This is a genomic window from Bacteroidota bacterium (genome assembly GCA_018692315.1).
GTDB lineage: Bacteria > Bacteroidota > Bacteroidia > Bacteroidales > JABHKC01 > JABHKC01.
On sequence record JABHKC010000068.1, the window covers coordinates 52,936 to 70,085 of the forward strand.

General features: G+C 34.5%; 10 protein-coding genes. 4 read left to right on the plus strand and 6 right to left on the minus strand.

What is annotated here, in order from left to right:
- Positions 1-147 precede the first annotated feature (147 nt).
- On the plus strand, positions 148-1,110 hold the full coding sequence (locus HN894_05595) for a hypothetical protein (GenBank protein ID MBT7142792.1): 963 nt from the start codon (positions 148-150) through the stop codon (positions 1,108-1,110).
- A gap of 287 nt (positions 1,111-1,397) precedes the next feature.
- Here the strand turns inward: HN894_05595 and HN894_05600 are convergent, their stop codons facing one another.
- The 5 genes from HN894_05600 to dnaE all read right to left on the minus strand — a co-directional run bounded on the left by HN894_05600 (position 1,398) and on the right by dnaE (position 9,776).
- A complete protein-coding gene (locus HN894_05600) occupies positions 1,398-2,012 on the minus strand; it encodes a DUF2238 domain-containing protein (protein MBT7142793.1) in 615 nt (204 codons plus the stop codon).
- 124 nt (positions 2,013-2,136) lie between these two features.
- On the minus strand, positions 2,137-3,399 hold the full coding sequence (locus tag HN894_05605; GenBank protein ID MBT7142794.1) for a DUF2271 domain-containing protein: 1,263 nt from the start codon (positions 3,397-3,399) through the stop codon (positions 2,137-2,139).
- A gap of 70 nt (positions 3,400-3,469) precedes the next feature.
- Positions 3,470-4,093, minus strand: a complete 624-nt coding sequence (locus HN894_05610) for an HAD family phosphatase (protein MBT7142795.1) — start codon at positions 4,091-4,093, stop codon at positions 3,470-3,472.
- 27 nt (positions 4,094-4,120) lie between these two features.
- Positions 4,121-5,911: an elongation factor 4 gene (gene lepA / locus HN894_05615; protein ID MBT7142796.1), complete on the minus strand. Its 1,791-nt coding sequence runs from the start codon at positions 5,909-5,911 to the stop codon at positions 4,121-4,123.
- Between the two features lie 385 nt (positions 5,912-6,296).
- Complete coding sequence (dnaE, locus tag HN894_05620; protein ID MBT7142797.1) at positions 6,297-9,776, minus strand: DNA polymerase III subunit alpha; 3,480 nt, start codon at positions 9,774-9,776, stop codon at positions 6,297-6,299.
- A gap of 176 nt (positions 9,777-9,952) precedes the next feature.
- On the opposite strand from dnaE, the gene HN894_05625 reads away from it, so the two are divergent.
- The 3 genes from HN894_05625 (at position 9,953) to HN894_05635 (ending at position 14,207) form a co-directional block, all read left to right on the plus strand.
- Positions 9,953-10,525, plus strand: a complete 573-nt coding sequence (locus HN894_05625; GenBank protein MBT7142798.1) for a hypothetical protein — start codon at positions 9,953-9,955, stop codon at positions 10,523-10,525.
- Positions 10,526-10,654: 129 nt separating this feature from the next.
- Complete coding sequence (locus HN894_05630) at positions 10,655-12,811, plus strand: S9 family peptidase (GenBank protein MBT7142799.1); 2,157 nt, start codon at positions 10,655-10,657, stop codon at positions 12,809-12,811.
- A gap of 307 nt (positions 12,812-13,118) precedes the next feature.
- Positions 13,119-14,207 carry an ATP-dependent 6-phosphofructokinase gene (locus HN894_05635; GenBank protein MBT7142800.1) on the plus strand — a complete coding sequence of 363 codons (1,089 nt, stop codon included), beginning with the start codon at positions 13,119-13,121 and terminating at the stop codon, positions 14,205-14,207.
- 109 nt (positions 14,208-14,316) lie between these two features.
- Here HN894_05635 and HN894_05640 read toward each other — a convergent pair whose 3' ends face one another.
- Positions 14,317-17,088: a T9SS type A sorting domain-containing protein gene (locus HN894_05640; GenBank protein ID MBT7142801.1), complete on the minus strand. Its 2,772-nt coding sequence runs from the start codon at positions 17,086-17,088 to the stop codon at positions 14,317-14,319.
- Between the last annotated feature and the right edge of the window lie 62 nt (positions 17,089-17,150).

Here is a 17,150-nt window from a genome sequence, read left to right on the forward strand (position 1 = left end):
TTCAAATCAGTCATTTACAAAAGTAAACTCCTGATTTTCAAGCCAACCAAGCCTTGAACTTGAAATCTTCTAAGCACCACTTCCAAAAAATGATATATTTTCTTATATGCACTAATTGGGAATTAAAAATTGACAACTCAAAATTTAATGAATATCAAATACACAGGATTTGCCATTGCAATTGCCTGGCCGGAAACGTTTTGTAAACAGCCGGGCTCTTGGTACGATAGCATTTCAAAAATTCTTGGAATCAGCAAAAATCATTACTACAAAGTTGGCCATGCTGCATTAGTTTTAATTGATAGTAAAAAAATGAGTTGCCACTATTTTGATTTTGGCAGATACCATACACCATTCCAATATGCCAGAGTCCGCAGTGAATCTACCGATGATGGTTTAAAAATAAATGAAATTCCTGAAATTCCTGAAATTTCAAGTAATGCTGAAAATATTGAAAATTTTCTTGATATTTTAAAAGAATTACAATCCAATTATGAATGTCATGGTGAAGGAAAATTATATGCTTCCTATTGCCAAATTAATTTTCAGAAGGCATTTGCAAAAGCAACTGAAATGCAAAATGAAAGCCTGATTCCTTATGGTCCGTTCAAATATAAGGGGAGTAATTGTTCCCGTTTTGTGAATTCTGTAATAGTTGCCGGCAAACCAAATTGGAAAATCTTATGTAAACTAAAATATTTTGTGTCTTTAACTCCAACTCCTCGCGATAATGTAAACTCGCTATCTAATAAAATTATACTTCCAAAAATTCTTCAAAATAAACCTTTTTATCCACTTAAGATTTCGAATAAAAAGATTTTAAAGAGTACTCTTCCTGAACCAGTTAGACATATAAATATTTCAGAAAATGCACAATGGATAAGCGGTGAGGGTGCCGGTTCATGGTTTAGTATAAGTCTGGAAAAAGAGCATTATAAAATTTGTCGGCGTAATAATTTTGGAGCATTAGAATGTGAAGGGAAATTTGAGAAAATCGGAAAATCTATTTTTAATACCGACTCAGCTTTTAAGTTTATTTATCTTAGTCATTGCAAGAAAGTTAAGATTCAACAGAATAATACGATTATTGAATTTGTGAGAATTGGATGAAAATGATAAACTCAGAATTTTCACTTCTCAATTTCATAAGCTGGATAAACCAGAAAAAAATCTCGCAGCCGCAAAGTCGCAAAATTTCTGGAAATCTGTGAAACGAAAAAAATCTTGCTTTGAGTGTGAAACTTGGTTTTAAGATTGCAAAGAGTTTTATTTCATAAAACTTTGCTCCCTTGCGCCTTTGCAAGATTATGTTTTGAATAACTTTCGGACAAATTCTGTAGATTATACAGCTATTTTGCAAATGCGAAACTTGAGCAATTAAACCTCAGTTTAATACTTTATTTGCTCAAATTCAATTTGTTAGATAGTTTAAGTAATTGTTTATCATGAATTTTAGATAGAATAATTAATGCAAAAATTGCCCCAAGTAAAGCTATTGCCATATCGGTCTGAGTGTCCCAAGCATATCCTTGAGTTCCAAGAAAAGCATCGGCCGATTCGCCAGTAAACTTTGCAACTATCCATTCAATCAATTCATAAAATGCACTGAAAGCCAGGCAAACACTAACAATCAAAAAGTTTTGCCAATTGTGTGAAACAATAATTTCTTTTCTGATAAAAATTTCTCGTACTAAAATCGCAGGTATAAAACCTTGTGCAAAATGTCCTACTTTGTCGTAATTATTACGACTAAAACCAAATATTGGTTTAATATAGTCGAAAAGTGGAACTTCGGCGTAAGTGTAGTGTCCACCAACCATTAATATTACGCAATGTATTAAAATGAGAAAATAAAGAAGAGTTGTGAGAGGGAATTTTTTGTATGTTACTATCAATAAAACCAAACCAATAATTGCAGGGAAAACTTCCAAAAACCATGTAAAATAGTCTTTTGGGGCTACTCCAGACCATATGAAAACAGAGAAAAAAATTACAAACCAAATTGTTTTCATAATGAAATTTAAAATTGATTTGTCTTAAGCAGTATAAAAATTATTGAATAAATACTAAAAACTCTTACTGATTGAAAAAAATGGATGACCTAAAATGCCATCCATTGAATTATCTATGAAATTCTTACAAAATCACAAGTTTCTTATAATGAGTTTGTGTACTGTTATCAATTTTTACGAAATAGGTTCCTGCATCAAGGATCGTTGCATCAATTTTGATGGAACTTGAGTATTCATATTTTTGCTTTAAAACTATTTTCCCATGCGTATCAAAAACAGAAACAAAAATATCTTTCGTTCCAACATTCAAAGGAACTATGTAGAAAATGCCTTTTGCAGGATTAGGATAAATTATTGATGTAGAATTCAATTCATTACGTTCAATTTTGGTACCATCTATTATAATACTCTTGATTACAGTGTCCTCACAATCTCCATTCATTGCAATCAGACTTACATCATAAATTCCTTCTGCAAGGTAAGTATGGTTTGGGTTATCATCGGTGCTGGTGTCTCCATCTCCAAAATCCCAAAGATAGGTAGTGGCATTTACTGAATTACTACTAAAAATAACATCATAAGTGTTCAAAAACGAATAGATAAAATCCGCTTCAGGTTGAGCTATTACTTCTATCATTTCAGTATAGCTTTGGGTAATTGTTCCATTTATTGTCAAACTTATGGTTTTATTTCCTGATGTAGAATAAGTTACAGTATGAGGGCCTTCAGTGTTTCCTGTTGCAGGATTAGCACCATCACCGAAATCCCACTCATAACTTGTGGCTAAATATGAGCTGTTTGTAAATGTTACTCCTTCGTAGGTGCAAATATTTGAATCATTCACCGAGAAATTGGAGGTAGGAAGGCCTGGAGTTGGAGTATATTCAAGCTCTATGTCAATAAAGTTTAGCTCATCAGGTGGTGTTAGAAGCTGGTAGGCGGTGTCTTTAGTGAATGTAAGTGAATAAATCGGACCTTGAATATTCTTTTCTGTAAATTCAATCCAAATGGTATAATCACCATCGGGCACTTCGTTTCCGTTCAAATCTTTGCAATCCCATGTAATTGTATGAGTTTGATGAACGTTTATTGTTGAACCTGTTATTGCATCAATCTCATTTTGGTTCGAGGAAGCTATCCATGTATATAAACGTTGTTGTTGGGCAGCGGCATGTTTTTTTTGTGTCCTAATAAAACCAGAATTATCTTCAATCCAAACAGCCAACACGTGTTTCGGAGCAAAATTTCCATTATATGTAACTGTTTTAAAAGTAAAGCTCATATTTCCAGAGGTTTGCAATGTACTTGATTGTCCAAATGAACTTAGCAAAACTACTACAGTAAGTGCAGTAGAAATGACTGATAATAAATAGACTATTTTTTTCATAACACAATATTTAATAAAGATTTAATCATTCATATAAAACTAATTAATACGATGCAAATATATTATAATTTCAGAAAAGTTCTGTAATATCCTCATTGTTTTTCAGATGATAAGATTGCAATCCTACTAAAGTAGCAGCTTCAATATGTTGTAGCGAATCGTCAATAAAAATAGTTTCAGTTGGTTTCAGTTGGTTTTCATTTATTACAAAATCGAAAATTTCTATATCTGGTTTTTTCATTGCAATGAAAAATGAAAAATATGCTTTCTCGAATAATTCAGAAAAATTCTTGAAACCATATTCATTTTGAAAATTCTTTAAATAATAATCGTAATGAATTCGGTTTGTATTACTTAACAAAAATATGCGATGCTTTGTTTTTAATTTTTTAAGTAAATTTACCCTTGCGTTAGGAATATTTAAAATCATTGCATTCCATGCTTCGTCAAAGATTTTATCGGAAATATCAATTTTAGTAATATTATAAATTTCTTTTCTGAAATCGGCCGGATTAATTTTTCCTTTTTCAAAATCATCGAAAATTGCAGTTTGAGATTTTTTTGAAAACAGATTGTCAAGATTTTTGAATCCTAATTCAGTGAAAGCCCTATATGATTTTTCGAAATCAATATTGCAAATAACGCCTCCAAAATCGAAAATAATATTTTTAATTGAGCTTGAATTATCTAACATAATTACCAATTCATAATTCACAATTAGTTAGTCCAGTTTCAGAACCGCTAAAAACGCTTGTTGCGGAACTTCTACATTCCCAACCTGACGCATTCGTTTTTTTCCTTTTTTCTGTTTTTCGAGTAGTTTTCTTTTTCTTGTAATATCGCCCCCATAACATTTTGCTGTAACATCTTTTCTGACAGCTTTAACGGTTTCGCGAGCAATAATTTTTGAGCCTATAGCTGCCTGAATTGCAATATCGAACTGCTGTCGTGGAATAAGTTCTTTTAGTTTTACGCACATTCGTCGCCCAAAATCGTAAGCGTTGTCGTTATGAATCAGTGTAGAAAGTGCATCAACTGATTCTCCATTAAGCAGAATATCTAATTTCACAAGCTTTGCCGGCTGAAATCCTGTCTGAAAATAATCGAAAGAAGCATATCCCTTTGAAATACTTTTTAGTTTATCGTAAAAATCGAAAACAATTTCGCCAAGAGGCATTTCAAAAGTTACCTCAACACGATTGCTCGTAAGGTAGGATTGATTTTTTAGAATGCCTCGCCTGTCGATGCAAAGTTTCATTATTCCGCCAACATATTCTGCTTTTGATATTATTTGAGCCTTTATATATGGTTCTTCAACATGCTCAATTAAAGTAGGGTCGGGCAGTCCTGATGGATTGTGAACTTCGAGTCTTTGTTTTTTCTTAGTAAAACATAGGTATGAAACATTGGGAACTGTAGTGATTACATCCATCATAAATTCGCGGTCTAAACGCTCCTGTACAATTTCCATATGAAGCAGACCTAAGAAACCGCATCTAAAACCAAAACCTAGTGCTGCCGACGATTCGGGCTCGTATGTCAAAGAAGCATCGTTCAGTTTAAGTTTATCGAGAGATGCTCTCAACTCTTCATAGTCGTCTGCATCAACCGGATAAATTCCGGCAAATAGCATTGGTTTAACATCTTCAAATCCTTCGATAGATTTCTCGCAAGGATTTTCGATATGAGTGATTGTGTCGCCAACTTTTACTTCTTTCGAGCTTTTTATACCTGAAATAATATATCCAACATCGCCTGCCATAAGTTTTGGGCGTGACACTTGTTTTAGTTTAAGTACACCTATTTCATCGGCTTGATATTCTTTGCCGGTATTTACAAATTTAACAGCATCTCCTTTTTTTATCTGCCCGTTAACTATTCTGAAATATGAAATAATTCCCCTGTAAGAATTATATACCGAATCGAAAATAAGAGCTTGCAATGGAGCATTAATATCGCCTTTTGGTGGTTCAATTCTTTCGACTGCTGCTTTCAAAATTTCTTCAACTCCTAATCCTGTTTTTCCGCTGGCTTCAATAATATCATCTCTGTCGCAGCCAATTAGGTCAACTATTTGGTCTTTCCCTTCGTCTGGCATTGCATTGTTAAGGTCCATTTTATTAAGGACTGGAATTACTTCCAAATCATTTTCTATGGCAAGATAAAGATTAGAAATTGTCTGAGCCTGAATTCCTTGAGTTGCATCAACTATCAGCAGAGCACCTTCGCAAGCTGCTATTGATCGCGAAACTTCATAAGAAAAATCGACATGTCCGGGAGTGTCAATTAGATTTAATATATATTTTTGATTATCAGTGTGTTGATATTCCATTTGTATCGCATGGCTTTTTATAGTAATACCTCGTTCGCGCTCGAGATCCATATCGTCTAAAACCTGATTTTGCGATTCTCTTTCACTAATAGTGTTAGTCATCTGAAGCAACCTATCGGCAATAGTGCTTTTGCCATGGTCTATATGTGCAATTATACAAAAATTTCTAATATTCTTCATTTACAATTTTCAATTCAAAAATTTTGCAAATATATGAGAATTTTAGTCATATTTTTTGTTTGTTTATGTTTTTGTAATTGTTTGAAATACAGCAAAGTGCATTTCTTCTTTAATTCTATGACATATAAGTTTGAATTTGGAATGTGTTTTTGGTATATGTTCGACTTGTGTGGTTGGGTTTTTATATTTGGAATTTTTGGTCAATCCTTTGGAGCTTATTTTTTACATTAGGGGACTTCTAAAAATAGTAAATTTCAAGGCGTAAGAAATTTTAAAACCGCAGTTTACTATTGTAAATGAGGATTTTAAAATTTTGAAACAACGAAGAAATTTGCATTTTTAGATGATCCCATTATATTTTTATAAGAAGCTTGCTCTTGTGGAGCTAATTAATCTGATAATTAATCTCCATCATTTTCAAATAATTTATAAAGTCATTAGAAAGTTTTATTTTAAATTTTCGTGAAAACAGGTTTATGTGAATCTTGTCATCCGGTTCTACAATTGTAAATTTTAGTAAAACATCACCCTGATTCTTTTTCAAAGCCGTTGGAAATTCTTTCAAAAAAACATCATTAATCTCGTTTAGTGATAGGTTTAAGGTAATAGATTTTATCTGTTTAGAAAGTTCCGAGAGCAAATCTATGCTATTAATTCTAAATTCTAAATCCTCTTCGCTGCCATATCTTGGCGTAACTTTTCCTTTTATTACAACATAATAGTTGTTCACGAAAAATTGTTTAAGTTCTAAATATTTTTTCCCAAAAACCCGAAATTTGTGCGAGCCTGAATAATCTTCCACACGCAAATCACCATATGGTTTTCCGTTTTTGCTTTGCAGACTATCGGCTTTGGTTACTAATCCTCCAAAAGTAAGTTCCTTATCTCTAAGTGGTTCAATATCTGCAAGTTTCGAAAGCTTGTCTTTACAAAAGGTATCAATTTCAAATCGATATTGATCTAATGGATGTGCCGACAGATAAATTCCAATAGCCTCTTTTTCTTTATTTAGTTTTTGAAGTGCCGACCATTCTTCGCAAGCGAGTGGCTGTGGTTTTACAATAGTTGCTTCTTCTAAGTCTCCGAACAAACTGAATTGGGCAGATTGATTTTCTTCGTCAATCTTATTGGCATATTTTATTAGATGTTCAATAAAAGTCTGTTCGTTGAGATTTGCATGGAAATATTGGCTGCGGTTCAAATTCGAAATATTATCGAAAGCTCCTGAAACCGCCAGACTTTCCAGAGTTCGTTTGCTTACTGTTCGAATATTTACTTTTTCGACAAAATCGTAAATGTCTTTAAAATTTCCTTTTTCTTTTCTTTTATTGATTATTTCGTTTACGGCAGCTTCACCCACTCCTTTTATAGCTGCCATTCCAAAACGAATTTCGCCATTATTATTTACATTAAAACGGAGATGGCTCTCATTAACATCAGGACCTAAAACAGGAATTTTCATTCTTTGGCATTCTGCCATTAATTCGGTAATTTTTTCGATGTTGTTTAAATTTCGGCTCAAAACAGCCGCCATAAACTCGGCAGGGTAGTGGGCTTTTAGGTAAGCCATCCTAAACGATACAAAAGCATAGCAAGTAGAGTGAGATTTGTTGAAAGCATATTCGGCAAATTTTTCCCAGTCTTTCCAAACTTTTTCAATTTTCTTCGTATCTAAATTGTTTTCTGTGCAACCTACAACGAATTTTTCCCGCGATTCGTCCATCATGCTTTTGATTTTCTTTCCCATGGCTTTTCTTAGGGTGTCTGCCTGCCCTTTAGTGAAGTTTGCCATTTCCTGCGAAAGTAGCATCACCTGCTCTTGATAGACCGTAATACCGTAGGTTTCGCTCAAATATTTTTCCATTACCGGAAGGTCGTATTCAATTTTTTCTCTACCGTTTTTTCGTTTTATGTAGCTCGGAATATATTCAATTGGTCCTGGCCGATACAAAGCATTCATCGCAATAATATCCTCAAATCTGTTGGGTTTCAGCTCTTTCAGATATTTTCTCATTCCATCGGACTCAAACTGAAATACTCCGGTGGTATCGCCATTGCTATAAAGTTCAAATGTTTTTTTGTCTTCGAAAGAAATTTTGTCAATTTCGAGATCAAAATTTTTCGAAATTTTTATGTTTTCAATTGTATCTTTAATTATTGAAAGAGTTTTCAGACCGAGAAAATCCATTTTGAGCATTCCAGCTTTTTCAACATAATTTCCATCGTACTGAGTAACAGGCATTACTGCGTCTTTCAATTTGCTAAGTGGCACATGGTCTGTCAGATTATCTCTGCCGATAATTACACCGCAGGCATGAGTTCCAACATTCCGCACCGTACCTTCTAATGCCACGGCATATTTTAAGGTTCTTTTAATAAGTTCATTTTCAGAATTTTTTGCTGCTTTCAGCTCAGGAACTTTTTCGAATGCTTCTTTAAGTTTGGTGCCGGGTTTGTCTGGGACTAATTTTGCAAGACGATTTGACTCTGACAATGGTAAATTTTCTACTCTGGCAACATCGCGAATCGAATTTTTTGCTGCCATGCTTCCAAATGTTATTATTTGAGCTACACGTTCTTGTCCGTATTTTTCTACCACCCATTTCATAACTTTCGAGCGACCGTCTTCATCAAAATCAATATCAATATCCGGCATCGAAATTCTTTCGGGATTTAAAAAACGCTCGAATAGTAAATCGTATTTTATTGGGTCTATATCGGTAATTTTATTGCAATATGCCACAACCGAACCTGCTGCCGAACCTCGTCCAGGACCAACAGAAACTCCCATTTTTCTTGCCTGATGCAAAAAATCCTGAACAATTAAAAAATATCCCGGATATCCCATCCACTGAATTATATCCAACTCAAAATCAATTCGTCCTCTTATTTTTTCGCTTAGTTCAGGATACCTGATTTTTGCTCCTTCGTAAGTGAGATGTTTCAAGTATTCGTCAGCATTGGTATAGTTTTCAGGAATTGGAAAATCAGGCATAATTGCTTTTTGAAAAATTTCGTATTCCTCAACTTTATCTGCAATTTCCTGCGTATTTTTGATTGCTTCCGGCAAGTCGGCAAAAATTGCCTGCATCTCGTCGGATGTTTTAAACCATTCTTGTTTGGTATATCTCAGCCGGTTTGGGTCGTCGAAATCTTTTTGGGTACTCAAGCATATCAGCCGGTCGTGTGCTTCTGCATCTTCTTCGTTTACGAAATGCACATCGTTTGTTGCTATATATTTGATGTTGAGTTCGGTAGCAAGTTCGATGAGAGTTTTATTTACTTGCTCCTGATATTCGAAAACTCGTGCATCCATGCCCGGGACTTCCGATTTATGTCGCATAAGTTCGAGATAAAAATCTTCTCCAAATATTTCTTTGTACTCTAATATTTTCTCTCGGGCTTTTTCTTTTCCAAAATTCATTATTGATTGTGGAACTTCTCCACCCAAACATGCAGAACTTGCAATTATTCCTTCTTTATATTTTCTTAAAAGCTCTTTATCTACTCGTGGTTTATAATAAAAACCGTCTAAATTTGCTGTCGAAACAAGTTTTATTAAATTGTTGTATCCTATTTTATTTTTGGCAAGAAGTATAAGATGAAATCCTGAATTGTCTTCTTTTGTCGATTTTTGACTGATTCCTCTTCGGGCAACATAGGTTTCTACTCCTATAATTGGTTTTATTTTCAGTTTTGTTGCTTTTGTGTGAAAATCAATTGCCCCATACATGTTTCCATGATCGGTGATAGCAACAGAATTCATACCATCAGTTTTTGCCTTTTCAAGAAGTGTTGAAATTCGCGAAGCACCATCTAAAACCGAATATTCTGTATGTAAATGTAAATGTGTAAACTCAGCCATAATATATTAGTTTGAAAGTCTGACATTTAATAATTTGCCATTCTTTCTCTATGAAATTTGTAAAATTAGAAATTATAAATTAATAAAATGTGTAGTTTTAGAATGAATTTATGTTGTAAGAAAAATACTAAAGATTATCTTTGTTGATTAAATGAACAACTGCAAAACAAAATATTATGCTACAAAAAGATTTTAATCTACTTGAAATTCCAAATGAGTTTTACTCAGAATCAAATGGCAAAAAGTTTATTAACTGTAGCCTCTGCAACACTAACTTGATTGATACGAGAGATTATTATATAATTGAAAAGGTTTTTGTAAAAAAAATTGGTTCAGAAAATAGAGAATTACTATTTGAATATGCGCTATGTGGAAAATGTCATCAAGATTTGCGGTCTGAATTGTCAGAGGAAAGCAAGAAAAATTTGGATATGTATTTCAAGCTCTATATAAAACCTATAGGTGAAATTAAAGATACTAAAGATTTTATTAAAAATAAACTCTCGAAATGTTTTGTTTCCAACAATAATGTTTTTGAATTAGATGAATATCAAATTATTGGGCATTTTCTTGAAGATAAAATTATGTTAGACATGGGTTTGCCTATTGTGATTGGACCTCAAGCAATTGAAGAAATTCAGGAATTACTTTCGAAACCAACAAAAGACATAATTGATGGTTTTACTGACAAGGTTTTGCCACCACATTATCATGATATAGTTCCGCAGGATAAGTTTATTCTGATTTGATTTTTGTTGAAATTAAAATTTGTTTAAATAAAAGGAACTCAGAAAACGATTTCAATTATATTTTCAAATCAAAACTGAAAGGATAAAATTGCTACTTTTGTTGTGAAAATTGATAAATAACTTAATGAAATGATAATGAAAAGAACAATTTTTGCAGTAGTATTTTTTATTTCCCTATCAGCATTCTTACTTAATGCACAGGACAAACAATTAACCATAAATGATGCAGTTGTTGGTCAATGGACAAATTTGCGTCCCGAAAATATGTCGAATTTGCAATGGCGTGGAGACTTAGAATATTTTACATTTATTAAAGAAAACAAACTTATTCAGCAAAGTACGAAATCTTCGAGAGAAAAAACATTGCTGTGTTTAGATGGATTAAATAAAATTTTAAGCAAAAATAAAATAGACTCTATCAAACGGTTTCCGGCCGTTTCGTGGACTGATAATAATACTTTTCTTTTTAAGCATAAAAAAAACAGATATTTTTATAATCTTAAATCAAAGAAAATTTCTCTTGGATTATGTGATATTAAAAATGCCAAAAATCTAACAGCATCAAAAGCTAGAAAATATTACGCTTATACATTAGAAAACAATCTTCAAATAACTGATGTTGAAGGAAATATTTCGGAAGTTACAAAAGATGAGAACATAGGAATTGTAAATGGGCAAACTGTTCATCGAAGCGAGTTTGGAATTCACAATGGGATTTTTTGGTCGCCTGACGGAAATTTTCTGGCTTTTTACCGTAAGGATGAAACTATGGTTACAGACTATCCCCTGGTAGATATTACAACTCGAGTTGCTGAGCTAAAAAATACAAAATATCCGATGGCAGGCATGACCAGCGAGCAAGTTACAGTCGGGATTTTCAATGTGAAAACAAAGAGCACAATTTTTCTAAAAACCGGTGAGCCAAAGGAGCAATATCTGACAAATATTTCGTGGAGCCCCGACGAAAAATATATTTTTGTTGCAGTTTTGAATCGTGGACAAAATCATATGAAATATAACAAATATGATGCATCTACCGGCAATTTTGTGAAAACACTTTTCGAGGAGAAACACGAAAAATATGTGGAACCTCAGCATCCTGCAATTTATTTGAAAACGGAACCCGAGAACTTTATTTGGCAAAGCCGCCGCGATGGCTTCAATCATTTGTATATGTACGATACTGAAGGCAATCTCAAAAAACAACTTACTAATGGAGAATGGGCAGTAACAGAAATTATTTCCTTCGACAAAGATGAAAAAAATCTGTTTTTTATGGCAACAAAAGAAAGTCCGCTCGAACGACATTTGTATAAACTCGAAATTAGCTCTGGCAAAATTGTAAAATTGACAAACGAAAAAGGAACTCATAGAGTAAAAATCAGCAAATCAGGAAACTATTTTGTAGATAATTTTTCTAATACCAAAACTCCAAATCAATACGATATTGTATCTACAAATGGAAAAGTCATTAGAAATGTACTGACGGCAGAAAATCCACTATCTGAATTTGATATGCCCGAAATGGAAATTTTCAGCATAAAAGCAGCCGACGAAAATACCGATATTTATTGCAGACTAATAAAACCGGCAAATTTTGACGAATCGAAAAAATATCCGGCAGTAGTTTATGTTTATGGCGGACCTCATGCTCAACTTATTACTGAGTCGTGGCTTGGCGGAGCTAGAATGTGGCAATACTATATGGCTCAACGAGGATATGTAATGCTTACGGTCGATAGTAGAGGATCGGCTGGTAGAGGGCTCGAATTCGAAAATGTTATATTCCGAAATTTAGGGCAAGCCGAAATGGCAGACCAGATGAAAGGAATTGAATACCTGAAAAATCTCAATTTTGTGGATGCCGAACGCATTGGTGTGCACGGCTGGAGCTATGGAGGTTTTATGACAACATCGCTATTGACAAATTTTCCTGAAACTTTTAAGGTTGGTGTTGCAGGCGGTCCTGTTATCGACTGGAAATATTATGAAGTGATGTACGGCGAGCGTTATATGGATACACCAGAAGAAAATCCTGAAGGATACGAAAAAGCAAATTTGGTGAATCAAGCAGAAAATCTCAAAGGAAAACTCTTGATAATTCATGGGGCTATTGACCCGACCGTAGTTATTCAGAACAGCATGGATTTTGTACAAAAATGTATTGACAAAAATATACCTATAGACTTTTTTGTTTATCCTAAAAGTGAACACAATGTCCGTGGTTACAATAGAATACATTTGATGGATAAAGTTTCGCAGTATTTCGATGATTATTTGAAATAAGTTGAGTTTTTAAATTATGAGTTATGAAATATGATCCTTATAGCTATACGGAAAATCATAAATAATGACAATTAATTCAAGCAGTTAGTAGAACATAAATCTTAAATCAATAGAGTTCCCTAAGATTGACCTTTTGAATGATATACAAATTGTCCAATTGTTAAGCGAATTTGAAATAGATGATAATTGAAAATATAAATTATATAAAGTTGAATTTCCAATTTCCAATATCTATTGTTCAAATATTATTATTTTTGCCGGCTTTAAATTTTGAATATTAACGAATGGATTAGAGATGAAGAGAGTAATGGTACTGACCGGTGGAGGTGATTGCCCCGGATTAAATGCGGTGATAAGAGCTATTGTAAAACGAGCTTCTCAGGAGAAAGAATGGGAGGTTATTGGTAGCATTCAGGCATTTAATGGAGTGCTTTGGGAACCAACTCAAATTAAGATATTAGATGCTAAAAGTGTAAAAGGTATTCACTATCAGGGTGGAACAATTATAGAAACAACCAATAAAGGAGGTCCGTTTGCTTGGCCTGTGAAAGACAAAAAAGGAAACTGGACAAGTGCTGACCGTTCTGATGAATTACTTAGAAAACTTCAATATATGGGTGTAGAAGCTGTGATTAATATTGGCGGCGATGGTAGCCAGAAAATTTCACAGAAGCTTTACGAAAAAGGCTTGAATGTCATTGGTGTTCCAAAAACAATCGATAACGATTTGTCGGCAACAGATTCTACTTTTGGCTACCAAACTGCTGTTCAGATTGCTACCGAAGCTTTAGACAAGTTGGTTACAACGGCAGCTTCTCACAATCGGGTTTTTGGTATGGAGGTAATGGGAAGATTTGCAGGCTGGATTGCTCTGAATGCAGCAATTGCCGGAGGTGCTGATGTTTGCCTTATTCCTGAAATTCCTTACGATATAAATATTGTAAAAGAAAAACTTGAAAGCCGTTTTTATAAAGATCGTGGATTTGGTATTTTGGTAGTTTCTGAAGGTGCCAGACCAAAAAATGGAACTATTCACTCTGAAGAGAGTAGCGAAGTTGGCTATGAAAATTTAAAATTAGGTGGAATTGTTCATAAGGTTTTACGAGAATTGAAAGATGCCGGATTGAAAGCTGATATGCGCGACGTAATGTTAGGGCACCTGCAAAGAGGTGGTGTTCCTATTGCTTTCGACAGGGTTTTAGCGGCGCAGTTTGGAGTTAAAGCCTTTGAGATGGTTTTGAAAAAACAATTCGGGCATATGGTTTCGTACCGACACCCCGATATTGTAGCAGTTCCTTTGAAAGATGCAATTGGCAAACCAAATCTGGTAACTCTTGACAACAGAATTGTACAGACAGTAAAAGGTTTGGATATTTCTTTGGGGGATGATATTTAGAAATTAAGAATTTCTAAATCGTGGATCCTTTGCGGTCTCAGCGTCTTAGCGAGATTTTTCAAGTTATACTTCTCACTAAGCCACGAAGCCGCAAAGGATTTCTTTATAGTTATTTGTTAATAACAAAAGATATTGCTCCAAAATACTTATTTTGCTTCAATCTACAGAAATAAATTCCGTTTGATAATCCAGTTAACTTTACATCAACTTTATTCTCTCCTTGGGCTAATTTATTTGTAACTAAATTTTTAACTAATTTGCCGCTTTCATCAAAGATGCCAATTTCAGCTCTATCTGATTTTTCTGAAGAAAACGAAAGGCTAATTTTATCAGAAGCAGGGTTTGGAAAAACTTTAAGCTCAATTTTTGCAAATTCCGGATTTTCAGGTGTACCAATTATTTCGCTTACAGAATTGATATGTGTACTGAAAATCCCATTTCCGTGTGTCCCGGCTACTACCAATCCATCGGTTTCTCTGCAAATTACCATTTCTACTACTACATTCCCAATTTGCTCTGCCGACACTTGATGCCAAACAGTTGAATCGGAAATTAGAGTATCCGTAGCGTATAAACCAACACTGGTACCTGCAAAATACAGTTTTCCATCAGGTAATGGAAGAATAGAAATCCATCGAACAGAAGGGCCTGCACCTGCACCATTTGAAAATTCTTCAAGATTCCCCGAAACTTTAACCCAGTTAGTCCCGGCATCTTCAGTGTATTTAATACTATAAACTCCATAGTTTGTGTAAGAAACAACTACTTTGTTCGCATCATCGGGATCTATTGCTACACATCCAATATTACCGTTATCGAAAGTATAAGGAGCTATTCTTTCGTGTTCGGGGTCGCCGGTATGTGCATTCTCAACTCTGTAAACAAATTTATTACTGGTGCCGTAATACACAATATTAGCAGGATTTTTAGAGACTGCAATGGAGGTTATTTCACTGCCTGTAAATCCTACAGTATCTGTAAATTGAAACCATCCCATGCTTATAGAATCGTAATTCCCTGAAAGTGGAATATGTGACAAGCTATCGTTTCTCCAAAGTTTTGTTCCTGCTGCTACATACATCAAATCACTATTATTTGGGTCCATCACGAAAGGATTAATAAATTGATAACCACTGCCACCAATTGGGTCAATTCGAGTGAATCCGGTTACTTCGCCATCGTTAGTTAAGGTACTTTTATATATTTTTCCATTTTGAATGGAAAGGCAATAAAATGCACTTCCTTCCGCAATTCCCATAAACGAACCATCGCCATTTAATGGCATAACCCATTCGGTTTCAGGGTCGTCAGTATTTGCAAAAAAGTTGCCATTATCCTGAAAACCTCCAATTACAATATCATTAGTAGAGGAAAAATCGACCCCAACAGTATATATCTGAGTTGTTAAGTAGCCATTATTTAGTCTATCCCAAACAACCGTATCAGCAAATACATCATCTGTCCTGAAAATACCTCCATCGTTAGCCGAAATCAAAACATTCGGGTCTGATGGTAAATACATTATCACATGCTGGTCGGGGTGGTGATTTTTATAAATCTGAAAGTTTTTAAGTACAGTCCCAATTTCATAGCCACCAATTTGCATAGTGTTGTTCGAGCTGCTAAAACCATCAGTAGAACGATAAAGATTTGTCCCTCCAATAAATACTGTATTTGGATTATTGGGATTTATGCTTATTACCAAATTATAAGAACCTTGTGCGTTGAATTGATCGAAAGCTGTTCCGCTTGCCGGAATATTTTCCGAAAGGTTTTCCCAAATATTTGTAGAGTCGCTACCATCGCCGCTCACATAGGTATATTTCCAAAGGCTTGTATAATTGTTTTCGCCATACCAACTTAGGGTTACTTGTCCTGCATCTGGGGTTACTCCAAGAAAATATACTTGATTCTCGTTAGAAGGATTTATTGCTAAAACTATCCTTTCGTAATTATAGGGAAAAGTATCAACAGGTGTTATATTTGTCCAATTAGTACCATCCGCAGATCGCCAAATTCCTTTTTGTGAACCATCGCTGCTTAGGGTGGCGTATGCTACCCCTTGTGTAGAAACTGCAATATCAGTAAAATAAGAACTTGAGCTACCGGATCCAAGTTGTGCTTCCCAGGTTTGGCCACCATCTGGACTTCGGTAAATTCTGCCATAGGTAGCCACAAATACTACATCTGCTGTGTCTATAGAAGGATCTGTAGTTATATTCCAGGCAAAATCAAAATCGCTATCAAAGTCCGTTACATCATCGCTGAGTGTAGATTCCAAAACTTGCCAACTCAAACCATTATCTGTAGATTTATAAACACCGTTTCCGTAATGATAAGCACCCGGGGCACTTGCTGAAGCACCATAAAGTTCACCGGTTCCGTAATACCAAATGTTTGTTTTTCCTGCTCGCTTGTCTTGAGTTATGCACGAGATATTATGAAAAAAATCTGGAGGTGTAATTTTTACCCAAGAGTTTCCGCTATCTGTAGATCTCCATACACCACCCGAAACAGCACCGGCAACAATGGTATTTTCATCGTTCAAATCAACTGCTGCTGCACGGGTTCGCCCGCCTACGTTCCAAGGTCCGCGTTTTGTCCAATTTATTGATTTCGATTTATTTAAATTTTTGGGAAGAGTTTTTGCGAATTCTAACTCTCTTCTTCGTATATTTTCAGGAATTCTTCCGGTTTTTGGATCTTTAAGGCGGTTGATTTCCCAGGCAATTCTATCGGCCTGAAGGGAGGCATTTCCGCTTTCGCCAATTGTTCCAATAATTTGCTTAGTTTCAAATTTATCATTTTCTCTATTATTTAAAAGAAAAAACAAAGAAAAACTTGCAAGTACAATCAATAATTCAAATACTATCTTTTTCATAATCTATTTATAATTAGATAAATTCATAATTTCAAACAACAATTTCAAATATCAAAAATAGA